At 73.6% G+C, this 26,453-nt stretch carries 21 protein-coding genes and 1 tRNA gene; 10 read left to right on the forward strand and 12 right to left on the reverse strand.

Annotated features, from left to right (window positions below; genetic code table 11):
• Positions 1–8: 8 nt before the first annotated feature.
• Both DYI95_RS12885 and DYI95_RS01455 read left to right on the forward strand, forming a co-directional pair.
• A complete protein-coding gene (locus tag DYI95_RS12885; protein ID WP_116901155.1) occupies positions 9–2,597 on the forward strand; it encodes an adenosylcobalamin-dependent ribonucleoside-diphosphate reductase in 2,589 nt (862 codons plus the stop codon).
• 629 nt (positions 2,598–3,226) lie between these two features.
• Positions 3,227–3,973 carry an SDR family oxidoreductase gene (locus DYI95_RS01455; protein ID WP_116901154.1) on the forward strand — a complete coding sequence of 249 codons (747 nt, stop codon included), beginning with the start codon at positions 3,227–3,229 and terminating at the stop codon, positions 3,971–3,973.
• Between the two features lie 146 nt (positions 3,974–4,119).
• Here the strand turns inward: DYI95_RS01455 and DYI95_RS01460 are convergent, their stop codons facing one another.
• Positions 4,120–5,025, reverse strand: coding sequence for a DMT family transporter (locus DYI95_RS01460; RefSeq protein ID WP_116901286.1), 906 nt, complete (start codon positions 5,023–5,025; stop codon positions 4,120–4,122).
• 281 nt (positions 5,026–5,306) lie between these two features.
• Here DYI95_RS01460 and DYI95_RS01465 point away from each other — a divergent pair, with 281 nt between their 5' ends.
• Positions 5,307–5,741: a CBS domain-containing protein gene (locus DYI95_RS01465; protein ID WP_243149793.1), complete on the forward strand. Its 435-nt coding sequence runs from the start codon at positions 5,307–5,309 to the stop codon at positions 5,739–5,741.
• A 135-nt stretch (positions 5,742–5,876) separates the two neighbouring features.
• Here the strand turns inward: DYI95_RS01465 and DYI95_RS01470 are convergent, their stop codons facing one another.
• The 6 genes from DYI95_RS01470 to DYI95_RS01495 form a co-directional block, all read right to left on the reverse strand.
• Positions 5,877–7,193: a tetraprenyl-beta-curcumene synthase family protein gene (locus DYI95_RS01470; protein WP_203530674.1), complete on the reverse strand. Its 1,317-nt coding sequence runs from the start codon at positions 7,191–7,193 to the stop codon at positions 5,877–5,879.
• Positions 7,194–7,466: 273 nt separating this feature from the next.
• On the reverse strand, positions 7,467–7,700 hold the full coding sequence (locus DYI95_RS01475; protein ID WP_116901153.1) for a hypothetical protein: 234 nt from the start codon (positions 7,698–7,700) through the stop codon (positions 7,467–7,469).
• 113 nt (positions 7,701–7,813) lie between these two features.
• Positions 7,814–8,467, reverse strand: a complete 654-nt coding sequence (gene hpt, locus DYI95_RS01480) for a hypoxanthine phosphoribosyltransferase (RefSeq protein ID WP_116901152.1) — start codon at positions 8,465–8,467, stop codon at positions 7,814–7,816.
• Positions 8,468–8,668: 201 nt separating this feature from the next.
• The gene (locus DYI95_RS01485) at positions 8,669–11,248 is read right to left on the reverse strand and encodes a transglutaminase domain-containing protein (protein ID WP_116901284.1); all 2,580 of its coding nucleotides are present in this window, start codon (positions 11,246–11,248) and stop codon (positions 8,669–8,671) included.
• The gene (locus tag DYI95_RS01490; RefSeq protein ID WP_116901151.1) at positions 11,245–13,164 is read right to left on the reverse strand and encodes a DUF58 domain-containing protein; all 1,920 of its coding nucleotides are present in this window, start codon (positions 13,162–13,164) and stop codon (positions 11,245–11,247) included. Before DYI95_RS01490 ends, DYI95_RS01485 begins: the two co-directional genes overlap by 4 nt.
• Positions 13,165–13,198: 34 nt before the next feature.
• Entirely contained in the window at positions 13,199–14,191 is a 993-nt protein-coding gene (locus tag DYI95_RS01495; RefSeq protein WP_116901150.1) for a MoxR family ATPase, read from the reverse strand.
• A gap of 268 nt (positions 14,192–14,459) precedes the next feature.
• Between DYI95_RS01495 and DYI95_RS01500 the strand changes: the two genes are divergently transcribed.
• The 4 genes from DYI95_RS01500 (at position 14,460) to DYI95_RS01515 (ending at position 17,830) form a co-directional block, all read left to right on the forward strand.
• Positions 14,460–15,677 carry a DUF309 domain-containing protein gene (locus DYI95_RS01500; RefSeq protein WP_116901149.1) on the forward strand — a complete coding sequence of 406 codons (1,218 nt, stop codon included), beginning with the start codon at positions 14,460–14,462 and terminating at the stop codon, positions 15,675–15,677.
• Positions 15,678–15,871: 194 nt separating this feature from the next.
• Positions 15,872–16,333 (forward strand): thioredoxin-dependent thiol peroxidase, encoded by a 462-nt coding sequence (gene bcp / locus DYI95_RS01505; RefSeq protein WP_116901148.1) that lies wholly within the window; start codon positions 15,872–15,874, stop codon positions 16,331–16,333.
• 512 nt (positions 16,334–16,845) lie between these two features.
• Positions 16,846–16,939 (forward strand) — tRNA-Sec (locus DYI95_RS01510).
• 210 nt (positions 16,940–17,149) lie between these two features.
• Positions 17,150–17,830, forward strand: a complete 681-nt coding sequence (locus tag DYI95_RS01515) for a TIGR00266 family protein (protein WP_116901147.1) — start codon at positions 17,150–17,152, stop codon at positions 17,828–17,830.
• A gap of 157 nt (positions 17,831–17,987) precedes the next feature.
• Here DYI95_RS01515 and DYI95_RS01520 read toward each other — a convergent pair whose 3' ends face one another.
• The 3 genes from DYI95_RS01520 to DYI95_RS01530 all read right to left on the reverse strand — a co-directional run bounded on the left by DYI95_RS01520 (position 17,988) and on the right by DYI95_RS01530 (position 20,963).
• Positions 17,988–18,911 (reverse strand): alpha/beta fold hydrolase, encoded by a 924-nt coding sequence (locus tag DYI95_RS01520; protein ID WP_203530675.1) that lies wholly within the window; start codon positions 18,909–18,911, stop codon positions 17,988–17,990.
• A gap of 190 nt (positions 18,912–19,101) precedes the next feature.
• On the reverse strand, positions 19,102–20,136 hold the full coding sequence (locus DYI95_RS01525; protein WP_116901282.1) for a DUF1002 domain-containing protein: 1,035 nt from the start codon (positions 20,134–20,136) through the stop codon (positions 19,102–19,104).
• Between the two features lie 221 nt (positions 20,137–20,357).
• A complete protein-coding gene (locus DYI95_RS01530; protein ID WP_006904493.1) occupies positions 20,358–20,963 on the reverse strand; it encodes a DedA family protein in 606 nt (201 codons plus the stop codon).
• Between the two features lie 773 nt (positions 20,964–21,736).
• Here DYI95_RS01530 and DYI95_RS01535 point away from each other — a divergent pair.
• Positions 21,737–22,336, forward strand: coding sequence for a hypothetical protein (locus DYI95_RS01535; RefSeq protein WP_116901146.1), 600 nt, complete (start codon positions 21,737–21,739; stop codon positions 22,334–22,336).
• A gap of 164 nt (positions 22,337–22,500) precedes the next feature.
• On the opposite strand, the gene DYI95_RS01540 is transcribed toward DYI95_RS01535, so the two are convergent.
• Together DYI95_RS01540 and spoIIP are read right to left on the reverse strand one after the other, a co-directional pair.
• Positions 22,501–23,550 (reverse strand): SpoIID/LytB domain-containing protein, encoded by a 1,050-nt coding sequence (locus DYI95_RS01540; protein ID WP_116901145.1) that lies wholly within the window; start codon positions 23,548–23,550, stop codon positions 22,501–22,503.
• Positions 23,551–23,846: 296 nt separating this feature from the next.
• The gene (gene spoIIP / locus DYI95_RS01545) at positions 23,847–24,752 is read right to left on the reverse strand and encodes a stage II sporulation protein P (RefSeq protein ID WP_116901144.1); all 906 of its coding nucleotides are present in this window, start codon (positions 24,750–24,752) and stop codon (positions 23,847–23,849) included.
• Between the two features lie 156 nt (positions 24,753–24,908).
• On the opposite strand from spoIIP, the gene DYI95_RS12890 reads away from it, so the two are divergent.
• Both DYI95_RS12890 and DYI95_RS01555 read left to right on the forward strand, forming a co-directional pair.
• Positions 24,909–25,574: a small, acid-soluble spore protein, alpha/beta type gene (locus DYI95_RS12890; protein ID WP_116901143.1), complete on the forward strand. Its 666-nt coding sequence runs from the start codon at positions 24,909–24,911 to the stop codon at positions 25,572–25,574.
• Between the two features lie 128 nt (positions 25,575–25,702).
• Positions 25,703–26,443, forward strand: a complete 741-nt coding sequence (locus DYI95_RS01555) for an MBL fold metallo-hydrolase (protein WP_116901142.1) — start codon at positions 25,703–25,705, stop codon at positions 26,441–26,443.
• Positions 26,444–26,453: the final 10 nt, after the last annotated feature.

The following is a 26,453-nucleotide window of genomic DNA, read 5'->3' on the forward strand; positions in this document are numbered from 1 at the left end:
GACCGCCGATGGAACTCACGGGTATCCGGAAGACCGTGTTCCTGGATCGGTATGCCCGCAAGGGGCCCGACGGGAAACCGGTGGAGTCGTCGCCGGAAGAGATGTGGGACCGGGTCGCCCGGGCCATCGCCGAGGTGGAGGAACCGGACCGGCGGGAGGTCTGGGAACGGCGCTTCCGCCAGGCCCTGGAGGGATTCAAGTTTGTTCCCGGCGGTCGTATCCTGGCCGGCGCCGGTACCGGGAACAAAGTAACTTATTATAACTGCTACGTGATCCCGTCCCCCGAGGACAGCCGCAAGGGGATCATGGACAACGTTTCGCTCATGGTCGAGATCATGTCCCGGGGCGGCGGCGTGGGGGTGAACCTCTCCACCCTGCGCCCGCGGGGCACCTACGTCAAGGGGGTGAACGGCACCGCCAGCGGCCCCGTGTCGTGGGCCGAGGTGTACAGCACGGCCACGGGCAGCGTGATCCAGGGCGGCAGCCGCCGGGGCGCCCTCATGCTGATGCTGGACGACGACCACCCGGACATCGAGGAGTTCATCACCGTCAAGCGGGACCTGACCAAGATCACCAACGCCAACCTTTCGGTGTGCATCAGCGACGCCTTCATGGAGGCCGTCCAGCAGGACCTGCCCTGGGACCTGAAGTGGAACGGCAAGGTGTACAAGACGGTGCGCGCCCGCGACCTTTGGGAGCTGATCTGCGAGTCGGCGTGGGCTTCGGGCGAGCCCGGCGTGGTCTTCATGGAGCGGGTCAACAAGCGCTCCAACACCTGGTACTGCGAGACCATCAACTGCGTGAACCCCTGCGGCGAGCAGCCGCTGGGCCCCTGGGGCGTGTGCAACCTGGGCGCCATCAACCTGGCCGCGTTCGTCCAGGACGGCGAGCTGGACCTGGAGGGCTTGCGGGAGACGGTCGGCGTGGCCGTTCGCTTCCTGGACAACGTCATCGACGCCACCGAGTACTTCTTCCCGGAGAACGAAAAGGCCCAGCGCTACGGCATCCGGCGCATCGGCCTGGGGACCATGGGCCTGGCGGATATGCTGATCAAGCTGGGTGTGCGCTACGGCAGCGAGAAGGCCTTCGAGGTCTGCGACCAGGTGTACCGGCTGATCCGCGACGAGGCATACCGGGCGTCGGCGCTGCTGGCCCAGGAAAAGGGGCCCTTCCCCCTGTTCGACCGGGAGAAGTACCTGCAGGGCTGGTTCATCCAGCGGCTGCCCGAGGACATCCGGCAGCTCATCGCCCAGCACGGGATTCGCAACGGCTTCTTGCTGACCCAGGCGCCCACCGGCACCACCAGCCTGCTGGCCGGCGTCAGCTCGGGCATCGAGCCGGTGTTCGCCTTCTCCTTCAAGCGGACCGATCGCACCGGCACCCACATCGTCTACCACGAGCTGTACCAGAAGTGGCTGGACGAGCATCCCGGCGAGCCGGTGCCGGACTACTTCGTGTCGGCGGACCAGCTGACGCCGGAAGAGCACGTGCGCATGCAAGCGGTGATCCAGCAGTACGTGGACGCCTCCATTTCCAAGACCGTCAACGCGCCGCGGGAGCATACCGTCGACCAGGTGCGCACCCTGTACCGGTTGGCGTACGAGCTGGGCTGCAAGGGCATCACCTACTACCGCGACGGCAGCCGGGAAGGCGTGCTGCACAAGCTGGACGACGGCGAGAAGGGCCGGCAAGGCAAGGGGGCGGCCCAGGGGGCCCAGGGCGATGCAGCCGCAGGGGCCGGGGCGGGGCCGGAGACGGGCGGCGCAGGCGAGCCCCAGCAGCCGGCGGCCGTGGCGGTGACGGGCGCTCCCGGTACCACTGTCGGCCTGCAGGTCACCTGGGGGCAGATCCGGCCCATCGAGCGGCCGAGCAAGCTCAACGGCTTTACCGTGCGGCGGACCACGCCTCTGGGCAACCTCTACCTGACGTTGAACACGTTCAACGGCTACCCGTTCGAGCTGTTCGCCCAGATCGGCAAGGCGGGCTCCGACGTGGCGGCCTTCACCGAGGCCATTGCCCGTCTGGTGTCCCTGGCCTTCCGGGCCGGTATCGACCCCCACGAGGTGGTGGAGCAGCTGCGCGGCATCGGCGGCAGCCGCTCCGTCGGGTTCGGTCCCAACCGGGTGCTGTCGGTGCCCGACGCCATTGCCCAGTTCCTTGACGATTACCTGGCCGGCAAGATCGAACGGGATCCGGTGGATGAGGTGGCCGCCGGGCAGCTGACGGTCTTCCCCGGCGACCCCGCCCAAGAGGCGCGGGAGGTCGTGGCGGCGGCGCGGGCGGGCCAGGGGGCTGCCGCTGCGGACGAACCGGCCGGCGGCACCGGGGCGGGTCCCGCCGGCGATGCCGGGACCGGTCTCCAGGGAGCCGGTGGAGCGGCCGGCAACGGCGCGGCCCGGACCGATGGCGTCACGGCGGGCGGACAGGCCCTTGCCGCCGGAGGCACGGCGGGCCACGGGCGGCAGGGGGCAGCGCCCATCACCGGCGGCAACGGCCGGGAGCTCAGCATGAACCTGTGTCCAGAGTGCGGCAGCCACGCCCTGGTGCATGAAGAGGGCTGCAGCAAGTGCCTGGCCTGCGGCTACAGCGAGTGCTGAGGCGGCAGGGGCCGGGCGCCGGTGGCCGGGCACAGGGCGGGACACCGGAGGCGGAAGGCAAGACGGGGCCTGAGGCCCCAGGGCAAGGGGGCAACCGGGCCGCCGCCCGGCCGCAACGGGCAGGGCCGGCACGGGCGGCGGAACCGGCCCCCAAGCCGGGCCGAGACGGCAGAGCCGTGGCAGGGGGCGGGGACAGGATCCCCGCCCTCGCCTTCCATGGGGCCAGCCTGTCATGGCCCGGGCCGCCCGGCAGCCCATGGTCCCAGACAGCTCATTCTATCCGCCTATGACGCCGGGCGAACAGCGCCCCCGGCGATTCGCGCCGGCCGCTCCGACAAGGCCTGCGTCGACTGCCTGCTGGCTGCCCTGGCAAAGGATCAGGGAGGGGCCGTCTGCACTGTCCACGCGGACGACATCCTCGCGTTGGGAGCCAGGGCCGCCCCGCCGGAGGAAATCGTGTGATCTGCCGATCCGGCCAAAGAGAGGCTGGAAGAACCCCGGGGGCCGGACCGGCGGACCTGCGGGCACCCTTCACCGGCCGTGGCCCGCGAGGGCGGCTTTCCCTGCGTGGTCATGCGGCGGTCCATGCCGCATCCGGTCCCCAAACCCATGACCAGGGAGGGGCCAAGGTGCCGGAGCGAAACCTGTCGGACCAGGTCTGGGTCATCACCGGCGGCGCCGGGGCCATCGCCGGCAGCGTGGCCCGCGCCTTCGCCGCTGCGGGGGCGCGGCTGGTGCTGGCGGACGTGGCCGGCGAAGCCCTTGAGGCCCGGGCCCGGGAGCTGGGGGCCGGGTTCGTCCCGGTGGACCTGACCCGGGCCGAGGAGGCCGAGGGGCTGGCCCAGCAGGTCCGGGCCCGCCTGGGGCGGATTGACGGGCTGATCCACACCGTGGGCACCTACGCCGGTGGCCGGGTGCACGAGGTGGACCCGGCCCAGTACGACCGCCTCTTCGACCTGAACGTGCGGACCCTGTTCTACTGCGTGCGGGCGGTCCTGCCGGTGATGCTGGAGCAGGAGGAGGGCTTCATCGCCGGTTTCGCCTCGGGTCCCGCCTGGCGGGGCGCAGGACCCCGCGCCGCCCTGTACGCGGCGGCCAAGGGCGCCGTGGCCACCTTCCTCCGCTCCCTGGACGAGGAACTGCGGGAGGGGCAGCCGCCGGGGTCCGGAGGTGCGCCCCCGTCCAGGGGGCGCATCCGCGTGGCCGTGGTCTATCCCATGGGGGTCGTGGACACCCCTGCCAACCGGAAGGCCATGCCCGGTGCCGGTCCGGCGGGCTGGATCGACCCCGGCGAGATCGCCGCGGCCCTGCTCTTCGCCGCCACCCGGGGACCCGGCGGCCGGCTGCTGGAACTGCCCGTCTACCCGGGACGATGAGGGACGGCACCGTGACGGTCCGGCAGCCGCCCCGGCCGGAGGGGCGCTTGCTGGGCAGGCGGCGGAGGATACCGCCCAGCCAGCGGGCCGCCGGGGCCGGGCCGGGGCGGCCCGGGGACTGCCTGGGGAGCGGGCCGGGGTACCGCTCAGCCCGCGGCCGCCGGTCGCTGGGGACCTGTCGCCGCGCGGCTCGAGAGCAGGAGGGTCGCCGCCAGCACCGCCGCGCCGCCTGCCAGCATGGGCGGCGTGAAGGGAACGCCCAGCCAGAGGGTGGCCGAAGCGGCGGCGGCCAGCGGTTCCATGCAGGCCAGCAGGCTGGTCTGGGACGGGCGCAGGTGGCGGAGGCTGGCCAGGTACAGGGTGAAGGCCAGGAGGGTGCCGCCCAGCACCACGAAGGACCACAGGCCCGCCGCCACGCCGTTCCAGGGGACGGGACGGGGACCGGGGTGCCACGGCGGCGCCACGATGCCCATGGCCACCCCGCCCAGCCCCATGGCCCAGCCGATGACCAGCGCCGGTGGCCACCGTCGCAGGAGGCCGGCACCGGCCACGGTGTAGAAAGCCAGGGTCAAGGCCGAGACCAGGCCCCAGGCCACGGCCCCGGCCGGTACGGCCAGCCGGCCCACGGACCCGCCCGTGGCCAACAGCAGCGTGCCGCCCAGCGCCAGCAGCAGGGCGGCCACCTCATGGTTGCGGGGCCGGCGCCGCCAGCGCAGCACCTCGTACACCGTGACGAAGGCCGGCCCGAGGTATTGGAGGAACGTGGCCGTGGCCGCGTTGCCCAGGGCAATGGAGGCCATGTAGCTGTACTGAACCCCGACCAGGCCGCCCAGGGCGAAGGCGACCAGCTGCCGGCGGGACGCCTCGTCCCGCCAGGGCGCCAGGCGGTCGCGGGCGCCGAGCCACGGGCTGGCCAGAAGCAACACCACCCCCGCCACCAGCATGCGGGTGGTGACCAGCCACTGGGGGGTGACGCCGTAGCCCTGCATCAGCTGCTGGGCGGCAGTGCCGGAGAGGCCCCAGAGGCCGGCGCCGGCCAGCACGCCGGCCATGGCCCGCCGCACCTGGGCGGCGGTGCTGCCCGTGCTCGCAGGGAACCCGGTCGGGGAAAGGGCCTGGGGAGATGCCATGATGGCTTGGTGATTCGTGGCCCCGGCCCGGGATCCTGCCGGTTGGGCAGGCCCGTTTCGCGGGCCCGTGTCACGGCCGCCGGCGGCCCCGCCCGGGCGGCCCCGGGTCGCCAGCGGCGCCCGGCGCAACCCGGCCGGCCCTGGCCCGGGGCGCCCCCCCAGCCAGCCTGGCCGGTCGCGGCTGGCGTAAGATGAAAGCGGTGATGGCCGTGAACGTGGCCTTTTTTCTCCTGCCCAAGTCCGACGTGGTCTGGCTCAGCCCCCGCAACACCCTGCGCCAGGCCATGGAGCGGATGGAGCACCATCGCTACACGGCGGTCCCCCTGGTCGACGACGAAGGCCGCTACGCCGGTACCCTGACGGAAGGCGACCTGCTCTGGTACATCAAGGGCACCCGGAACTTCTCCTTCGACCGGGCCGAGCGGATCCTGGTGGCCGAGGTGCCGCGGCGTTTCCGCTATGAGCCCGTCTCCATCTACGCCGAGGTGGCCGACCTGATCCGGCTGGCGGCAGCCCAGAGCTTTGTTCCGGTGGTGGACGACCGCGGCCTGTTCATCGGCATCGTGCGCCGGCGGGAGATCATCGAGTACTGCGCCCGGCTGCTTTTCGAGGGCGGTGCCCCAGAGGGGGCGGGCTAGACTGCACCCCGGCCGGTTCGGTGGGCCGGGACCGGCGCCTCGCCGGCTGAAGCGTGCCGTCTCCTGGCCGCCGGCCTGCTCCAGGTCGGCCTGACGCCGGGGCCTGCCAGGGGGCCTGCCCCCGCCGCCGGGCCCTTACAGGCGCCGCCAGCGCCGGACGAACCGGCTGGCCGCCAGGCACAGGCGGGCGCCGGGCCCGCCGGCGGCCACCAGCTGGCGGGCCACGGGTTCCAGGCCCTGGCGCGCCACCTTGGGGTCCGTCAGGTACAGGCCCAGCAGGCCGTCGACCACCAGCCGGTGCAGGGCGGCATCCGGCAGAAGTTCCGCCTGCCGGGCCGCCTGGCGGGCAAAGGCGGCGAGACCGGCCGCTGCCCGCTGGGGGTCGCCGTAAGGCCGGACCAGGTTGAGGTCGCCTCCCGCCCGGTCCTCCGCCTGGTCGATGAGGTAATCCAGCAGGATGTGCAGCCCGCCGATCCAGGGGAAATAGGCGCCGGCCAGGGCCTTGACCCGGGCCGGCGACGGCTCGGCAGCCAGCAGGGCTTCCCGGAACAGGGCGAAGACCCCCAGGGTCGAGCCGCAGGCGGCGGCGAACTCCCACCAGGCCAGCCGTTCCTGCCACGGCCCCGCCTCCCGCCGGTACCAGGCCGCCAACCGGGCCAGGCGCCCTTCCCGGTCCCCGTGCTTGTTCACCTGCAGGTCGCTGTACAGGGACACCAGCCGCTGGATCGTCCCCGCCACCTGCGGGTAACCGGGGAAGCGGGCCAGGGCCTGCTGGCAGGCCGCCACAAGGGACTCCAGGTAGCCACCGTCGTCCCGGTGGGGGTGAAGGCGGTAGTAAGACCGGCCGTCGCGGGCAGGGCCGGGGGAGCGGGACGGGAAGCCTGGGGCGGCCCGGCGCCCGGGCTCTTCGGGCCCGCCGGACAGGAGCTTGGCGGGCAGGGGACCGCCTGGTAAAGGCCCGCCGGGCAGGGGCCTGCCGTCTCCCCCGCGCCGGGGCCTCCCAGGCCCTGCCGGCAGGGACCTCCCGGGCACCGCCACGGCGTCCAGCATGGCCTGATGCAGCTGCCGGTAGTCGGCCGGGTCCAGGCTCTCGCTGCGGTCGCAGAGGTTGTCCAGGTAGTCGCTAATGGTTTGCAGGGCGACCACGGCCTCGATCAGCAGCGGCCGCCGGTGCGCAGGTACCGCGGCGGCGAAGACCGCCCCACCCTGGCAGTGGAAGCGCTTGGTCCGCAGGCTGGCCAGGGCCTGGCGGCGCAGCTCGGGGTCCGGGATGTGGCTCGCCCGTTCCTGCCAGCGGTGGAGGAGCCGGTCGACCGCCGGCAGGACGGCGCCCACGTAGACGGCCAGGAGAGCGGCCTCCCCGGCGAAGAGTCCCAGCGGCCCGAGGGCCGGGGCGCGCCCGCCGGCCGCGGCCTGGGGAGTATCCTGCGGCGTGCCCGTGCAGGTGTCCATGGAATTAACATGCCCCGTTGTTGGCCTGCGCCGCGTCCCAGGGGACAGGATCTTGGCAGGAAAAGGGCGGCGCGGCCCGGAGGCGGGGCCGCGCCGCGGGGCCGGGTTCGTCCCGAAAAGGTCCCTGGCGCGTGTCAAGGACGGCCGGTCGGCATGCTGTCGTCTGCGGCAGGGGACTGGCCTGCCGGTGCAAGGGCGGCTGCCCGGCGGGCACCATCGCGCCGGGTTCGCCGCCCGGGAAGGGCGGGCACTGCCTGGCCGGTGGCCTTGGGCCTACTCGCCCGAGGCGCTGCGCCGGCCGGTGGCACCGTTGCCGCTGGAGGCCAGGAACCGGGCGGGATCGACCCCCGGCGGGGGATCCCACGGTTCGACGTCATCGGATGTGCATTCTTGCTCGTGACCGGATTGCCAGCGTACGCGGATGGATTGGCGGGAACTGCGGAGCCGGACGATGATCCCCAGCTCACCGGACCGGCGGTGGCGCACCCACTGGCCGCGACGGAACACGGCATCGCCCCCTTTCCGGTAATCGGGCTTTGCCAGTATAGACTTCGGGGCCAGGGGGGCGGTTTCCTTTTACTGGGGCAGCCTGGGCGCCGGCGGCCCGCCGTCGACCCCCGTCAGTCCTCCAGCCGCACACACGCGATGTAGGGCAGGTACCGGAACTGCTCGGCGTAGTCGATGCCGTAGCCCACCACGAACTCGTCGGGGATGGTGAAGCCCACATACTCCACGGGCACGTCCACCACCCGCCGCTCGGGCTTGTCCAGCAGGACGCACGCTCTCAGGGAAGCGGGATCCTGGGCCAGCAGGTGTTCCCGCAGGTAGCGCAGGGTCAGGCCCGTGTCCACGATGTCCTCGATGAGCAGCACGTGCTGGCCCCGGATGGGCCGGTCCAGGTCCTTCAGGATGCGGATGATGCCCGACGTCTGGGTGGCCGAGCCGTAGCTGGAGACGGCCATGAAGTCGACCTGCAGGGGGACCCCCTGTTCACCCAGGGCCCGCACCAGGTCGGCGGTGAAGACGAAGGCCCCCTTGAGGATCCCCACCACCGTCAGGGTGGGAAGGCCGCCATGGCCACCGGCCGCCCCCTCGGGGACCGGGCCGGCGGCAACCCGCCCGGCAGTTTCGTAGTCGTGGCGTATCCGTTCCGCCAGCTCCCGCACCTTGCGGGCGATGGCCTCCTGGGAGAAAAGGATCCGGTCGATCCGGGCCTTGCGCGGGGCCGCGGGCGGCATGCCGCCCGTGACGCCGCCCGTGTCGTCGCCGTGCATGGTTCACGCTCCTCCGGGTCGGGGGAGCCGGTCACCGGCTGCCGGCCGCGGGACGCAGTCCTCACCGGTCCCCGGCCCCCGTGGGACCGATCCACCAGCGGTGGAATCCACGGACGATTGTGGCCCATGAACCCGCTTCTGTCCAGGCACCATTAACTTTTGTCGGCCCGATCCGGTTTGCCGTTCGGAAACCGCCGCCTGTCAGGGGCCGGCCCGGTGACGGGGGCCGGGACCCGCCGGACGGCCGGAACCGGCACGGGGGCCGGCCGGCACCAGGCGCGCCCTCCGGGGAAGCCGCGCTTTCACCGCTACCGCCAGGGCGGTGCCCCATCTCCTGACCCGCCGTGCCGCGGCCTGGGCCAGGGCGGCGGTATCCGGCACCAGCAGCACCCATCGGAACCGCCAGCCAAAGTGGCGTTCCAGATCGCGGCGCAGGGTGCGGGCGATGTCCCGCACCGCCTCGCCGGACAGGGCGGCGGGCTCCGGCGCATACCGGGCGCTCTCGTAGAGGGTGGCCAGCCGCTCCCAGGCCGGCGCCAGCTGGGGCAGGCGCCCCTGGAGCCAGCCGGCGTACTCCCGTGCCGTCATGGCCGGAGGCCGCCCGTAGCCCAGGCGATCCAGCCACCGCTCCACCCGGACGAACACGGCCCTCGCCGCCCGGGCCGGGTCGGCCGGAAGCCCCCGGCGGCGCCGCCGCCAGAGCACGGTGGCCGCACCGCCGGCCAGCAGCCCCCCCAAGGCAAGCCCTGCTGCCCACCCCCAGGATGCTCCCTGGCGGGCACCGGCTCCGGCACCGTCCCTCCGCGCACCCGGTGCCGGGGCAGGCTCCGCCGGGTCCTCCACCGGTTGGGGTCGCCGGGTGGGGAGCGGCAGCTCAGGGCCGGTGGCTCCCTCGTCCCCGCCGGTCCCGGGGCCTTCCCCGGTCGAAGCGGGCAGCAGCGGGCCTTCGGGGTAGGCCGGCGTGGGCTCCAGGGGGATCCAGCCGTAACCGGGGATTAGCACCTCCGGCCAGGCGTGGGCCTGGGCGTAGGTGACGGGGTAGGTCCCCGGCCGCCCTCCCGTGGGGATCACAAAGCCCTCCACCCACCGGGCAGGAAGCCCGGCGCTGCGCAGCAGCACCACCGCAGCCGAGGCGAAGGCGACACAGTACCCCCGCTGCAGGTCGAAGAGGAAGAAGTCAACGAAATCCCGGTCCCGGGGCATGAAGGGCATGTTGGGGTCGTAGCGGAAGCCGCGCAGGTAGCGCTCGATGGCCCGGGCCTGGTCATAGGCGTTGCCCTGGCCGGCCGTCAGCCGGGCGGCCAGATCCCGCACCCGCTGGGGAAGACCCTCGGGCAGCTGCAGGTACACCCTCAGGGCCGGGTCGTCCCGCCACCGGGGATTGAGGGCTTCCGCCCGGGCGGCCGCCTCGCGGGCCGCGGCCGGGTCAACCCGCGGCACCAGCGACCGGACGGTGTAGGGCTGCTCCACGGGGTGGAGGACCATCAGGACGCTGTCGGCGGTGCGCATCACCGGGTTCTCCCGGCCGGGGTCGTAGTGGATCCCCGGCTGCGGCCGCTCGACCAGGGGCGGCCGGCCGTCGACCTCCCGAACCTCAAAGGCACCGTAAAGATACGGGTGAACCGGCACCTGCGGCGTGATCTCCTGCTCCAGGGTCCGGGCATCGCGCAGCACCGGCAGCGGGGCGCCGGGGTCGCCGTAACCGTTGACATGGTACCAGGCGTCGCCGCCGGGGCCGCCCCCGGCCAGCCAGCCGGACAGGCCCTGCCGGCTGGCCCAGGCCACGTCCACCGGCGGGCCCCAGGAGCGGCCGTCGTAGGCCACCCGCACCGGGCCGCGCAAGTAGACCGTGGCCGGGATGTCCTCCCCCGCCAAGCGAACCTCAAGCAGCGGCGTCGGGTCGGGGAAGAAGGGCCCGCCCAGGAACTGGCGGGAAGCGGCGGTCAGCCGGCCCGCCGCACCGGGGACGGCACCCCAGCCGCCGGTCCGGTCGGCCACGGTGAAGGGCAGCAGCCGGTTGGCCACGCTGGTGACGGCGACCCAGTCTGCGGCGGGTTCGTCCAGGAAGGGGACGGCACCGGCCAGCAGCGCCGCCACCAGGATCACCGCCAGGGCCTGGACCGCCACGGGAAGAGCCAGCCGGCCCGGCACCGCCCGCCGGGCCGGCCCGGCGCTGGCTCCCCGCGCCAGGGCCACGAAGGTAAAAGCCAGGCACAGGTAGGCCAGCAGCGCCCCTTCCGGGCGGGGGAGGTCGCCGTAGAACCAGGCCAGGAGGAGCAGGAGGCCGCCCGCCACCGGGGGGACCAGGGCGAGGCCGGGGCGCCGGGAGGCCAGGAAGACCAGGCCCAGGTGGAGCCCGGCCACCAGGGCGGTTCCGCTCCACAGGAGATCGGAAGGCAACTGCTCGTAGGCCCCGAGCCACAGGTCCTGGAGAACCGGCCCCCAGCGGGCGGCCATGCCCGCCCCCAGCCCCGGGACCGCCCCGTCCAGGAAGGTGGCCAGCCGCTCGGGATGGCGCAGGGCCAGCCAGCCCACCCATGCGGCTGCACCCCCGGCCAGGGCGAGGAGAAGCCAGGGGAAGGTGAGGGGCGCCCACAGCAAGGCTGCCAGGGCCAGGACCAGGTCCAGGGGCTCGGGCTGGAGCGGCGGCCAGCCGAGGAAAGGCATCAGGCCCCGCACCAGGGCCAGGGTGCTGGCGACACCCGTGACCACCAGGAGGGCATACCACGGGCTGAGCACCGGCACCCGGGCCGGCCCGGGACCGGCGGGCGTTCGCCTCATGACCACCACCCCCGGGTGCGGGCGATGGGGGCCGCAGCATCCTGCGCGGACCGGCGGAGCCCGGTTCCCCCTGGCCGAACCCGGCCGGGCGGGGTGCCCGGCCAGGGGACTGCCGGCCCCGACGGCCCGGGCCCGCCAGGGCTGGGGTGCTGGTGGGTCCGGCGCCCTGCTCCACCAGGGGGCGGGGCAAGGGGCCCGCGAAGCCCGGGGGGGCCGTCCGCTCCTTGCGGGCCGGCCGGTGCGGCGAGGGGGGGCTCCGCCGCCCCGGCACCCGCTCCGGGGCCCGCCGGCCATGGCAGCGGATGGATCGCCACCCCTTCCGACAGCAGCCAGCGCACCAGGGCGGGATCGACACCCGGGATGCCGGCGCTCGCCCCGGCGGCGCCGCCCGCACCCGGCGGAGACGGGTCGGAACCTTCGCCCGCGCTCCCATCGGCCGCTGCAGGAGGCCCGCCGGAAGGAAGCCCGGGACGGCCGCCCCCGGCTGCCGGCGTTCCTTCCCGGGTGGCCGCGGCAGGTGCCGGGGCGGTGACCGCGGCCGCCGCGCCCCCGTCCTGGTGCAGGCACCACACCCCGACGGCATGGCCCTGGCCCCGCAACTGGACCAGCACCCGGCCCAGGCGCCGGTCCAGCTGCGGCGTGACCACCAGCACCGCCGACCGGGGGGTCAGCCAGCTCCGCTGGGCGGCGAGAAAGTCGGCCAGCGGCATGGTGCCGGGCTGGTTCACGTCGACCAGCCACTCCAGCAGGCGCCGGTATTGCTGCGGTCCCCGGCCCGGCGCGAGCCGGTGGGGCCGGCCGGTATGGGCGGCCGCGGCCACCACCAGCTCGCGGTGGAGGGCCAGGGCCGCGATCCCCGCGGCCACGCCCGCCACCCCCTCGCTGATGTCCAGGGGGAGCGGCTCTGGGCCCGGCCTGGTGAGAGGCGGCTCAGCCGCGGCCGCTCCCGGGCCCGTCACCGGTGCCCGCGCCGGCCCACCCCTCAGGGGTTTCCCTGCCGTCGCCATGCCGGCAGCCAGCGGTCCGCCCAGGCTCGCCGGGAGTTTCGGGCCCGCCGGGCCGGCCGGTTCGTCCGGTGACGCCCGGCGGCCGCCCGTCCAGGGGTCACCCTCGGCGTAGAGGTCGAGGAACAGGAAGCAATCCGTCGTCGCCCGCAGGTCGAACTCTTTGACGTGCAGCTCGTCCAGGCGGGCCGACACCTTCCAGTGGATGTGCTTCGGGTTGTCTCCCGGCTGGAAGGGGCGGACGTCGGCCAGGCTGGAGGGGTCCTGCCAGGCCCGGGTGTCCACCCGCTGCCGCCCGAAGGGCTGGCGGGGAAGGACGGGCAGCCCGTCCACGGGCACGGGCCGCGGGTACACCACCAGGACCGGCTCGGCGAACACGGCCCGCCGCACCCGGAACAGGCCCAGGGGTTCCTGCACTTCGACCACCACGGGTCCCAGGCGATACCGGCCGCGCCGCGGCAGGAGCACCGCTTCCCGGTGCAGCAGGTTCCCCAGGGGTCCCAGGCTGCGGTAGAGCACCCGGCCGGGTGCCGGCCAGGGGCTGGAGCGGCCCTTGCCGCCGGTGCCCGCCTGAACCCGGGGGGTGGCGTCCCCCGGGCCCGGCGACCAGCCGCCCGGCCGGAGCGGCTCGTCCCAGGCAGGCAGGGCGATGGCCAGCCGCGGTACGGGCAGGACGGACTCGTTGTGAACGAAGACCTCCAGCTCCACCCGCTCGCCCGCTACGGCCCGGCCCCGGTCGACCCGGGCCTCCACGTCCAGCCCGCGCGCCAGCAGCCAGGCCCAACCGGCCCCCAGCAGGTGCAGCGCCAGCAGGAACTTGAACAGGAACCAGGGTACGGGCCCGCCGGTGGTCAGGGCAAAGACCAGCGCCGCCAGCGTCCACAAGGGCAGGCCCCAGCTCTGCAGCCGCATGGCTCGCCTCCCATGGCTCGCCTTCCACAGCCTTCTAGAGCCGGCCCAGCAGCCCGCCGATCCGGCGCTCCCTCCGTTGTTCCACCCGGCGTTCCACAGGTGCCGGCACGTGCTCCAGCACCTCCCGCACCACGGCCTCGGGATCGGTGTCCTGCCACCGCGCCTCCGGCTGCAGCACCAGCCGGTGGGCCAGCACCAGCGGAGCCAGCTCCTTGACGTCATCGGGCAGGACGAAGCACCGGCCGTCGATGGCGGCCAGCGCCTGGCTCAGGCGGTACAGGCTCAGGCTGGCCCGGGGGCTGGCGCCCAAATAGACGGCGCTGTGGACCCGGGTGGCCTGGATGATCCGCACCAGGTAGTCCTTGACGCTGTCGTCCACGTGGACCTGGGTGACCAGCTGCTGCAGTTCCAGGATCTCCTCCGCCGTGGTCACCGGCTCCAGGCCGTCCACGGGGCGGCCGCCGTGGTGGAGGTCCAGGATGGCCCGTTCTTCCGCGGGGTGCGGGTAACCCAGGCGAATGCGCAGCCCGAACCGGTCCAGCTGGGATTCCGGCAGGGGGAAGGTACCCTCGTACTCGATGGGGTTCTGGGTGGCCAGGACGAAGAAGGGCCGGGGCAGGGGGTAGGTCTGCCCGTCCACCGTCACCTGGCCCTCCTCCATGGCCTCCAGCAGGGCCGACTGGGTCTTGGGCGACGTGCGGTTGATCTCGTCGGCCAGGACCACCTGGCTGTGGATGGGCCCGGGCCGGAAGGTGAACTGGCGCGTGGCCGGATCGTACACGGCCAGGCCCGTGATGTCCGAGGGCAGCAGGTCCGGTGTGAACTGGATGCGCCGGAAGGTACAATCAATGGAGCGGGCCAGGGCCCGGACCATGGTGGTCTTGCCGACGCCGGGCACGTCTTCGATCAGCACGTGGCGGTTGGCCAGCAGCGCGGCCATAAGGTAGCGGATCTCGGCCCGCTTGCCCACGATGGCCCGCTCCACGCTGGCCAGCACCCGTCCTGCCACTTCTTGCACGCGTTGCATGGGCCACCTCGGTTCGCAGGGGAATGGATCGGGAAGAACCCGCGCCGCGCCAACCTCGCGCCCCCCGGCCCTGAAGACCCGCGCGGTCGCGGCCGGGGTGCAGCGAAGGCCGGCCCTAGGTCCAGCAGGGATCCGCCCGGGGCACGGCCGCGGACCGCGGCGGAACCCTGGCAGTAGCTTTCCACTTGCGAACAGCTATTCCCTGCGCCCGGGTTGCAGGTTTGCCGTGCCAAACCCTGCCCGGCGCCCATGGGGAGGAGGGAAGACCGTGGCCGGAACCGGGGCCGGGGACGTGCGGTTCGACTACGATGCGGTGTTCGACCCCGACGACTATCTGTACTTCTATGAACCCATCCTGACTCCCGAGCGCAACCAGCGGGAGGTGGCCCTGGTCTGGACACTGCTGGACCTGCGGCCGGGAGAGGCGGTGCTGGACCTGGCCTGCGGCCACGGCCGGCTGGCGGTACCCCTGGCCACCCTGGGTGCCCGGGTGACGGGGCTCGACCGCAGCGCGGGGTTCCTCGCCCGGGCGCGGGAGGAGGCGGCCCGCCAGGGTGTGGAGGTGGAATGGGTCCAGGGCGACATGCGCCGGCTGCCCTGGCGGGACCGGTTCGATGCCGCCTTCAACGTGTTCACCAGCTTCGGCTACTTTGCGGACGAAGAGAACCTGGCTGTGCTGCGGCAGGTGGCGCAGGCCCTGCGGCCGGGAGGCCGGTTCCTCCTGGAGACGGTGTTCCGGGACGCCGTGCTGGCCCGTTTCGCCCCCTACAACGTGGTGGAACGGGGGGACGACGTCCTCATCGACGCCCACCGCTGGGATCCGGTGACGGGGCGGATGATCACCCGGCGCACCGTCCGGCGGGCGGGGCAGGTACGGCGGGGGGAGTTCTTCGTCCGCCTGTACACGCCGCCGGAGCTGGCGACCCTGTTCGAGCAGGCAGGGCTCGAGGTCACGGGGTTCTATGACGAGACGGGAGCCGCCCTGTCGGCCCAGAGCCGGCGCCTGGTGGTGGTGGGCCGCAAGCGGCCGGCAGGCCGCCGGGTGCAGGGGGGCGGGGCGGAGGGAACCCCGCCGGGGGCCCTGGTGCCGGCGGCCCTAGCCGAGTTCCTCCGCCTCTACCATGCCGGCCGGTTCTTCGAGAGCCACGAGGTGCTGGAAGAGGCCTGGCACCGCACCCGCAGCGATTTCTACCACGGGCTCATCATCCTGGCCGCCGCCTTCGTGCGGCGGGACCGGGGAACGCCCCGGGGCGTGCGGCGCAACCTGGCCAAGGCCCGCCGGTACCTGGAACGTTATCGTCCCCGCTACCTGGGGCTCGACGTGGAGGCCGTCCTGGCCTTCATCGACCGCCAGATCCCGGCGGTGGAACAGGCCGGCGACCCCGAGGGGGATGCGCTGCGCCGGCTGGTGCCGGACCTGCCCCTTCCGGTTCATCCCGGCTGGGTGCGGGGGGACGAGCCGGAGTGGCAGGACGAGGTGGTGTAGGGAGAGCGGTGGCGGGGCTTGCGGAGGCTTGCGGCCTGGCCTGGGCGGCCAGGTTCGGAAAGCGGCTCCCGCCGGCGGGCGGTGAACGGGTCCGATAGAATGGGTTCGGCAAAAGGCGGGGAACGTCCTGGGCGGCACTAAGAAAATCCGCGTGCCGAGGTAACAAAAGCCACGTGCTGGGGAGGGACAAGCCCATGGTGAAGGTGGGCGAGCAGGCGCCGGACTTTACCGCCGTGAACGACCGCGGGGAGACGGTGCGGCTGTCCGATTTCCGCGGCCGCAAGGTGGTGCTGTACTTCTACCCCAAGGACGACACACCCGGCTGCACGCGGGAAGCCTGCAGCTTCCGGGACGACTATGGGCAGCTGCAGGAAGCCGGCGCGGTGGTACTGGGGGTGAGCCCGGATCCGGTGGAATCCCACGTTAAATTCCGGGAGAAGTACGGCTTGCCCTTTCCGCTCCTGTCGGACCCCGATCACCAGGTGGCCGAGGCCTACGGGGTCTGGAAGGAGAAGCGGATGTACGGCCGGACCTACTGGGGCATCGAGCGGACCACCTTCGTCCTGGACGAGGAGGGCAAGGTGCTGGCGGTGATCCGGGGCGTCAAGCCCGAGGAGCACCCGCGCCGGGCCCTGAAGGCGCTGGGGGCGGCCTAGGCAGGCCCGGGCGGGGCCGGTGGGGACGGTCGAGCCGTGGGGCCGAGGGGCTGGGGCGGATGGTGGCACCGGTGGAGCGGCCGGGTCAGGAGGACCGCGACCTGCTCTGGTGGTGCATCCGCGAGACGCCGGCCGCGGTCCCGCTGGGTGAAGGGCCGCCGGGTGGGCTGCCGGCGGTACCGGTGCGGTGTACCGGGGCGGGGCCGGGTCTTGTGCGCGGGATGGCCTGTCGCCGCCAGCCGCCGTTTGTACGCTGGGGAGGCCGCTCGCTGCGTACCCCTGCTTGTACGCTGCTTGTACGCGGCTGGCGCGGTCGCCGCGGGCCGCCGCTCGGGCAGGGGATGGGCGGTGGCCGTCTGGCGCTGATGGACCGCGGGATGGGCGGTGGTGTCCTGGCGCTGCTTGAGCGCGGGATGGGCGGTCGCCGCCTGGTGCTGCTAGTGCGCTTTCCTGGTGTTGCCTTGCTGTCCGAGGATGTCGATTGCTAGGATGGGGGCGGCGGTCGCCGTCGAGGGAGCAGCTGGTGACTGGTGTCGCCCCTGGTCTTCAAAACCAGTGGGGGGCGGCGATACCGTCCCCGGTGGGTTCGATTCCCACATGCTCCCGCAAGGTTGGCATTCCGTGGTGCCAGTGCACCGTGCGTCCGGCGCACCGTGCCGGCGGCACGCCGTGCAACAGGATCCGCGTGGTGAAGGGCCATGCCCGGGGCGGCGTCCCTTGGCATGGCCCTTCACCTTACCTTCCTCGCGGCAGGGGCCCCGAGGCGGCTCGCCGAATCCATGGAGTGGAAAGGTTCTCCAGAGGGAGGGGCGGCCCTTGCAATACCGGATCCTGCACCAGCCCAGCTACGCCCTGGCCATCGTCGAGCTGGAGCCGGGAGAGGAACTGCAGGCCGAGCCTGGGGCCCTGGTCTCCATGAGCGGCAACGTATCCCTGCAGGCGGAGGCCCGGGGCGGGCTGCTGGGCGCCCTGAGCCGCTCCCTCCTGGGCGGGGAGTCCTTCTTCACCAGCCGGTACCGGGCGGACGGGGCGCGGGGTGAGGTGATGCTGGCCCCCGCGTTGCCCGGCGACATCACGGTGCTGGAGCTGGCCGGCGAGGTCGTGTACCTCAAGTCGGGTGCCTTCCTGGCCGGGGCCACGACCCTGACCGTCGACGCGCGCTGGGGTGGTGCCCGGGGCTTCTTCGGCAGCGGGGGGCTCTTCCTGCTGCGGGTCGCGGGGCACGGGCCCCTCTTCATCAACAGCTACGGGGCGCTGCACCGCAAGGAGCTGGCACCAGGCCAGCGCTATGTGGTCGACACCGGCCACGTGGTCGCCTTCACCGACGGCATGGCCTTCCAGGTGCGAGCGGCCGGGAGCGGCTGGTTCAGTTCCATCGCCAGCGGCGAAGGCCTGGCCTGCGAGTTCACCGGACCCGGCGCCGTCTACATCCAGACCCGGTCGGAGGCCTCATTCCTGGGCTGGCTGATCCCGAAGCTCCCGTCCAGGCGGGAATGAAGGCCTCCGTCCAGAAGGACGCCAGAGACGGGTGCCCGGTGAAGAACGCTCCGGAGAGGGACAGCAGGCGAGGGACCGCGGGCGGAACCCGGTCCCCGGCCCGTGCCCTCCCGTCCATCCGGGCTCCCAGGTACGGGGCGGCTCCCGGATACGGGCGCTAGAATCCGAGGAACCGCCGCACCTCCGCCGCGTAGCGCTCGGGCTCCTCGATGTCGGGGAAGTGGGCGCTGCGCTCGAAGATCACCAGGCGGCCCTGAGGCAGCCTGGCACTGATGTCCCGGCAGAGGTCGACCCCGACGTTGCGGTCGTGCAGCCCCACCATGACCAGGGCGGGGACCGGGATCCGGGACAGCGCCTCCATCCGGCTGGGGGGCTGGGGCTGGGCGGCCAGGGCGCGTTGCATGTCGCCGGTGTTGACGAGCCCGCTTTCCTCCCACAGCCGGCGGTTGAGCCGGGCGGCGGCGGGGTCGAAGAACAGGAAGCGGTCCACCGTTTCCGTGTCCACCAGGTTCCAGGCCTGCTCCAGGCGGGCCGGGGCCGGATCGTCCCCTGCAAGGAGCCGGGCGATCCGGTCCTTCAGTTCGCCCGTCGCCACGTGGTAGAAGCCGTACAGCTGGATCCATGCCAGCCGCACCGGGTCGCAGAAGGTGGGGGCCTGGAGGATCATCCGCTCCACGCGGCCGGGGTGGGCCAGGGCATACTCCAGAGCGAGTTCCCCGCCGAAGGAGAAGCCGAGGGGGATGAAGCGGTCCAGGCCCAGCCGGGCCCGCAGGCCTTCGAGGTCCGACACCAGCAGCGACAAGGAATAGCCGGCGGGGCTGGCCGGCCGGTCCGACCGGCCGCAGCCCCGCTGGTCGTAGTAGATCACCGTCGCAAAGGCCTCAAGGAGAGGGCCGATGGTGCGCTCGAAGTTGTAGACGTTGCCACCGGGCCCGCCGTGGATCACCACCAGCGGTGTCGTGCCCTTCGCCGCGCCGGCGATCCTGCACCAGTGGCGGATCCCGTTCACGGTGACGTAGAACGCGCCGTCCTCTAGCGGTGCCCCGGGCATCGGGCCGTCGTGGGATGGGCCGTCGTGCAACGCGCCTTGCTCCTTTCCGGCTGGTGGACGCTCCCCGCTCAGGATGACCGCTCGCCGCACAGGGGGCCAAGCCCCCAAGGGCAGGGGACCCCGGGCAAAGGCCCCGGGCCATGGATCCCGGGCGAAGGAACCCGGATCGGACCCGGGGTCGCCGGCCGGCCCCCCGGCGCTTCCTCTCCGCCCGCGCGGGTCACTGGCCGAACCAGCTGCGGACGGCGTCCACGGCCGCCAGGACCCAGTCCCACAGGCGGTTGAAGAAATCCCGGATGATGGGCGTGTCCTCGCCCAAGAAGCGGTTCACCTGCTCCCGCACCTGCTGCAACTGGGCCGTCACCGCCTGCCAGTCGATGCCGGCGTCCCGCAGCTTTTCCACCAGGGTGGCCAGTTCTTCCCGGAGGGCGTCGCTGAGCTGGATGCCCAGCTGCTGTTCCAGCTCGCGAATCAGGGCCAGGATCTCCTCCCGGCTGGTCGGCGGGTGCTCGGCCATGCGCTCCTTGAGCAGGGTCAGGAACTGGCTGGCCTTCTCGGGGCTTCCGATCTCCTGGGCGATGCGCACCATGACGCCGATCTCCCGGGCGCCCAGGTCCTTGCGCCCGGCGTCCAGGTTCTCGCCGGCGGAGACCTCGTAGGCCTTGTAGATGCCCGCCAGGGCGGCCGTACCCGAGACGTCGAAGGGCGCCGCCACGTAGACCACGGCGTCCTTCACCCCGGCGGTGGCCAGGGCCTCGGCGTACATCTCCGGCGCAACCCAGGTGATGTGCTTCGTCTCCACCCGGATGCCGCTGCCCGGCTCCGCCGGTTCGACCCGGACGGACGAGATGGCCCGGCTGCCCAGCTGCTCCCGCGGCACGTAGTCGCCCACCAGGGCCACTTCCTCCTGATGGGTCAGGATCAGGGGCTCGCCGTCCCAGGTGGCGGGGTCGAGGCCCAGGAGGCGCAGGACCTCCTGGCGCTGGGCTTCCGTCAGGTCGGCCCCCAGGACGACCACGGCTTTCCCGGGGGCGGGCGCCTCCTGCGGGCTGGCCTCCGGTGAGCCCGCAGCGCCGGCGGGCGCACCGGCACCCGCTGGCGCGGCCGAACCGCCCGCGCCGGTGGACGGGCCTGCGCCCGAGGACGCCGCGGTCAGGGCGGGCGCCAGCGTCATCAGGACGAAGGAGGCGACCAGGGTCAGCACCAGGGCGACCCATACCCAGCGCAGCTGCTGTTTCCGCCTGCCGGTTCCCATGGTCATCACCTCGCCGTTGCTTGCTGCGCCGCCTGCCGTGGCCCGGCCGGCCGCCGCCCCGCCCGGGACGGCCCGGCCGGCGTCGCTCCCGCGGGGTGATCCGGTCCCGCGTCGCTCCCGCTCGGGGCGATCCGGCCCGCGTGCCCCCGCCTGGCGTGACCTGCTGCGCCAGGCTCGGCAGGGCGCCGTCAGGCCAGCAGGCTGCCCGCACCGGGACCTGCTCAGCGCCGGGGCCATCCCGCCAGGCGCAAGCCGATGCCCACGGCGGCGGCCGCCAGGATCACCACCAGCAGCACGTGCTGGTAGACCCGGACCCACTCCTGGACCAGGGGCCAAGCCGCACCCAGGGCCGCCCCTGCCGCGGCCAGGGCGGTGTTCCACACCAGCGTGCCCAGGACGGTGTAGACCACGAAGACCGCCGCCGGCATCTCGGCGATCCCGGCCGGAATGGAGATCAGGCTGCGCACGATGGGCACCACGCGCCCCGCCAGCACCGCCCAGGGCCCGTGGCGGGAAAACCACGCCTCCGCCTTTTCAACCTGTTCGACATGCACGCCCAGGTAGTGGCCGTAGCGCCGGGTCAGGGCCTCCAGGCGCCGGCGTCCCAGGACGCGGCCCAGCCCGTACAGGACCAGGGCCCCCAGCACCGAGCCCGCCGTCGAGGCGGCGATGACGCCCGGCAGGGTGAGGACGCCCAGGCTGGTGAGGAACCCGGCAAAGGGGATCACCACTTCCGACGGAATCGGCGGGAACAGGTTCTCCAGGGCCACCACGGCCACCAGGCCAAGGTAGCCCCAGCGCTCCACCACCTGGGTCAGCCAGTCCACGGCCTGCCCTCCTTGCTCAGGGCTGCGCGGCCCCCGGAGGTGGGGCACCGCCTTGTCCACGGGCTGGTTCATCCTACGCGGCCTGTCCCCGATTCTTGCCTGGTTCTTTCCCCGGTTCCTGCCGGGTTCGGCCGCGGGGTTGGGCCGCTTGACTGGGCTGCCGGGCAGGCCGGCCTTGGGCCGGCTGCCGGGTAGGGCGGCCGCCGCCGCGACCCGTGGCGCCCCGTCCATTATTGCGGAGGAACGCCCCCCGGCCAAGCGGGCAGCGGGGGAGCCCTGCACCGCGCCGTTCCCCTGGTCGCGCCGCAGGGGGCCGGTCCGGGAAGCGGTCCCGGGCCGTCTGCGGGAAGGACCGCATCCCAATGCATCCGGTCGTGCTACAACTGCACCGGGCTTCCGGCCCTGCCACCTCCGGTCCACCTTCCGGGCGCCCCCGGGCTCTGCGCTGTGCCTCCGCTGCCTGGGCCGGGCCGCCAGGGAGGGACCGGGCGGCCAGGGAAGGAGCGGAGGGCGGCGGAATATGGCACAATGGGCGCGGCGGGGCGGCCCGTGGGGTGGACGGCACGGGCCGCCGGGGCGCCGGGCGGCCCGCGTCAGGGCAAGAGCCGCAGAACGGGCGGCGGCCTCCGGGACCGCTTGCGGTTCCGCTGGGCGTGACGTCTGCGCCCCAGACCCCGCTGCGGCCGCTACGGCCCGGGTTCCGCGGATCACGGCTTGCCCGAAGGACCCAGGAAGACAGGGCCACAGGACCGAGGGCCAGAGGAGGGACCGGCATGCCAGGGGGCTGGACCACGCTGCTCGTCACGGCCGCGGTGCTGGCGGCGCTGGTGCTGCTGGGCCGCTCGCTCTTGCGGGCGCGGCCACGGCTGGAGGCCATGCGCCGGCAGCGGGAATGGGAGGCGAACCGGCAGGCCGACCGGGAGGCGGCGCGGCGCGTCCTGTCCGTTCCGCCCGGGGAGTGGCCGCTGCTGGAGCGGCTCCCCGAAGGGGTACCCGACCGGCCGGCGTATTATGCCGCCCGCTGCACCCTCCTCCAGGAACGCCCCGGCGGGGGCTATGGCTCCCTGGCCCGGGGCTGGCTAGTGGTGGGGCGGGACAGCCTGTTCTTCCATCCCGACGAGGGGGCCCCGGACACATCGCCCGACGCCCCCGGCGCCTCCCACGGCGGCCCCGGGACCCTCACGGCAGGCCCCCTGGACATTCCCTACGCCGCCATCGAGCGGGTCGACTCCCCCTACGTCAACGTGCTGGAGGTCATCGAGCAGGATCCGGTGACGCGGGTGTGGGTCACCCATGCCTTCCGCCTGAACCGGCCCCTGGTGGTGGCCGCCTACCTTTCCCGGCTGGCGCACTTCGAGCTGATCCTGTCCTGACGGCGTGGCTCCGCGGATGCCGGGGATGCCGGCGAGCCGGCATCGTGGGCAGGTCCGGCCTTCGGGCTCCGGGTTCGCGGTGCAGCTGGGGCGTAGCGGCGCAGCCGGTGCCGGTGCACGACCTGCCGGTACAGCTGCGCTGCCAACCGGTCCAGCCGCATCCCTTACCGGTACAGCTGCACCACGGCGGTGCCTGGGTAGTAGTGGGCCAGGATGTCCCGGTAACCCCGCCCCTGCCGGGCCATGGCCTGGGCGCCCCACTGGTCCAGGCCCACGCCATGACCCCAGCCCCGGCCGCGGAAGATCCACACCCCGCCTTCCAGCGGCTCGATCTCGATCAAGTAGGTGGACTTGAGCCGGTTGGGCCCGATCTGCCGCCGCAGGGTGGCGGCGTGGACCAGGCGCGGCCCGATGCGCACCAGCACCGCCCGCCCCGAGGGCCCGCGGCGGGCGATGGAGACCTGCTGGACCAGGGAGGGGGCCACCCCGGCGACCCCTGCCAGCTCGCCGGCCGTCAAGGCCACCGACCAGCGCCGGATGAAATCGGGCGCCGCCCGCTCACAGGGCGAGGGGACGGGGCGCAGGTAGGGCGCCTGCCGGTCATCCCCCGGGAAGGATTCCCTCAGCCCGGCGGTGCGGTCACCCGCACAGGCGCTGAACAGGGCAACGATGGGTTTGCCATCGTAAACCACTATCTCCCCCCGGGTGGCCTTGACGGCCGCAGCCACCGGGGGCGGGACCACCGGGTTGAAGGCCTGCGCTTCGGCGGGGTCGGTGGAGGTGTCGGTGCCGTACAGCCGGCGAGGCGTCGACTGCTCGCCCGCCAGCAGCAGGGACACGGTGTAGGTCCGGGCGGCCACCGCCTGGGCCCGCAGGGCGTCGGCATCCCATGAGGGGACGGCCTCGCCGGCCACCACGTGGGCGACGTACTCTTCCATCGGCATCGCCCGGGGCCCGCCGGCGGCATGGTCGAACACGGTGATCTGGGGTTCCCGGGCGAAGCGCCGGGCGATGGCGGTATCGACCCGGCCCCGGCCGGCAGCGCCGTCGCGGGTGCCAGGTCCCTCCTCATCTCCCGTGCCCGGGGCGCCGGGCCGGGCCCCGGACAGGGGCGGCTTGGTGGCAGGCCCTCCGGCCAGCGGCGCCGGACCGGCGGCCAGCAGGGCCTGCACCAGCACCAGGGCCACCAGGGCCCAGGCGGCGACAGGCGGCAACAGGTTCCTCCCACCGGGCCCGGGTGCCTTCCGCGGTCGGGCCCGGTGGTCTCCCGTCCCGGGTCCGGCGCCGCCCCCGGCGGCGCCAGGGCGGGCATGACCGGTCATCCCACATCCCCCGGCCATAACCTGGGGCGAAAGGGTGCCCGGACATACCCGGGGCCTACCCCGGGCCCCGGCCTGCCCGTCCGGAGGCGGGGGGTGGCGGCGGGGAGCCAAGGATGGGCAACGGGCGGGGGACTTGCGCTGGATGCCGCAACGGGTGCCCCAAGGCCGCGGCGCTCGAGGCCGTGGCGCTACAGCCCGGCGGGCGGGCCGTACCCCAGCAGCGCGCCGCTCCCGGGTGGCGGCAAGAGGGTCGGCCGGGCGGGAGCCCCGTCCGGCCGGATGGACAATGCTTCGACCAGGGCGTCGGCCACCCAGCGGGCCGTGCGCAGCGACTCGGCCAGAGTGTTTTCCGCGCCGCCGATCTCCACGATCAACGATCCCGGCAGAAGATCCTGGTTGTAGTGCCACGGTTTGAGGGCGATGCCCCGCACCAGCTGCGGGTGGATGCGCCGCAGGCGGCCGGCCAGTGCCTCGGCCAGGGCCAGGTTCTGGTGCCAGCCCGGGTGGCCGGCTCCGACCACCAGCAAGACGCCGGCGGCCGGCTGGCCGCCCACCTGGACCCGGGTGCTGACGGCGTCGCGATGGATGTCCAGGGCGATGCGCAGGGTGGGATGCCGGTGCAACAGGTCCTGAAGGCCCGCCCGGGCGCGCTCGTAGGCATCGTCGCGGCCGGCGGCGTCATACACCGTGCCCGACCAGATGACGTCAAGGCCCCGCTCGGCCAGGCGCCGGGCCACCGCCTGCCCCAGGGCCCGTACCGAGCGCTGGGCGTCGCGGGTGAAGGCGTCGCGGTGGATGTCCCGGTCCGGGCGGCGGCCGGCCGGCAGGTCGGGCAGGAACCCTTCCGTCGCGTGGGTGTGGTAGACCAGAACCAGCGGCCTTTCGCCCCACTGCAGGGTTTCCGGTAGCGACCGGGCGCGCCACCAGAGGGAAGCGCCCACCACCACGGCCACCGCCAGAAGGACCCACAGGACGACCCGGCCTCCCGGCCCCGCCAGGAGCCCGGCCGGCAGGGGCCCCCGCAACCCGCGGCCTGGGCCGGTGGACGAACCTGCCATGCGCCGCACCCCCACCGGCGGCCCAATGACCCGCATGCCGCCTGCCCCTTACCTCTATTCCAGGACCCTGCCGGCCATGTCAGAGCCCGTCCCGCAGCCCGCCGCGGGCCGCGACGTATGGCCTCAGCGGCGGTTACGGTCAGATTACAGCCGCTCATCAGAGCCAAACTAAGGCACCGGAGGTGGGAACCGATGCAGCCTGCGGAACCCGCCGGCCGCCCGGCGGGCTGGACGGATGACGAAGCAAGCGGCGCGGCAGGTCATGCTGCGCCGTCGCAAGAACTCAGCGGTGCCGGCGCGCCCGCCCCCGAGCCCCAGGGGGCGGCCGCCGGCCGGGCCGGCACCCCGGAGGGGGCCATACGGGCGCCCCAAGCCCCGGCCGCGGCCGCCGGTCTTGAGGATGCGCCCAAGGCGGAAGGCCACCCCGCTGCAGGCGTCCCGGCCGGCAGCCCGCAGGGGGAGGGGCTGGAGGCGGCCACTTCCTTTCCGGCGGAACCGGCGGCCGTGACCTCGCCCTGGGCCGGCATCGAGCTGCCGCCCACCGCCACCTCCCGGCGCCGGCGCAAGCGGGGGCACCGGGGCGGGGTGGGGCGGCGGGGCGGCCGGCGCGTGGCCCAGCCCAACCCGGAGGACGACCCCCTCTACCCGTTCAAGGTCCAGGCGGCGCAGGAACTGGGCTTGTGGCCGAAGGTGGAGGCCGAGGGCTGGGGTGCCCTGACGTCCCTGGAGAGCGGCCGCATCGGCGGCTACATGCAGCGCCTGCTGAAGGAGGCCGTCGAGGAGGGCCGCCTCTCCGCGGAAGAGATGCAGCGCCTGCTGCAGCAGCGCAGGATTCGACCGGCCTCCACGGAAACCTAACGGAAATCCCGAGGACCCTTCCCGAAATCCGAGAACCCTTCCGGCGCCCGTGCCGGACGGAGGGCCTGGCGTCGAGGACGTCGCCGGGTCCGTGGTGACGGGGGGCGGAGACGAGGAGGCGGCGGCCCATGCGCCTCACCATCCTGGGCCGGGACGGGCCGTACCCGGGTCCCGGAGGTGCCTGCGCCGGCTATCTTCTCGAGGGCCCGGAAGGCCCCGTGTTGCTGGATTGCGGCCCCGGGGTGGTGGCCCGCCTGCGCCAGCGGGTCGACCCGGCCGGGCTGGCGGCGGTGTTCTACTCCCACTACCACCCCGATCACAGCAGTGACCACTTTGTCTTGCGGTACGTGCTGGACATCGCCCGCTACCTGGGCCGGCCGCGGCCGCAGCCCATGCCGCTGTACGGGCCCGCCCGGCCGCCGGAGCTGGCGGGACGCATGCCGTACAAGGACGTGTTTGCACCGCATTTCCTCGAATCCGGGGACCGGATCACGGTGGCGGGGTGGGCGGTGGAGGTGCGGGCCACCGACCACCCCCTGCCCTGCCTGGCCTCCGCCTGGAGCGCCGGGGGGCGGCGTCTGGTGTATTCGGGGGACACGGGCCCGGAGGCCGCCGCCCAGCTGGTCGAACTGGCCCGGGGCGCGGACCTCCTGCTGATCGAAGCCAGCCTGCTGGCGCGGCGGGGCGACCGGGCGCCGGGCCACCTGACCGCCCGCCAGGCGGCGGAGATCGGGCAGGCGGCCGGGGTGAAGCGCCTTCTTCTCACCCACCTCCTGCCCGAGTACGATCCGGACGAGGTCCTGGGGGAGGCCCGGGAGGTGTTTCCCGCCGCCCAGCTGGCAGAGCCCGGGGCGGTGTTCGACCTCTGATCCCGGGCAC

It is taken from the genome of Thermaerobacter sp. PB12/4term, assembly GCF_003403315.2.
GTDB lineage: Bacteria > Bacillota > Sulfobacillia > Thermaerobacterales > Thermaerobacteraceae > Thermaerobacter.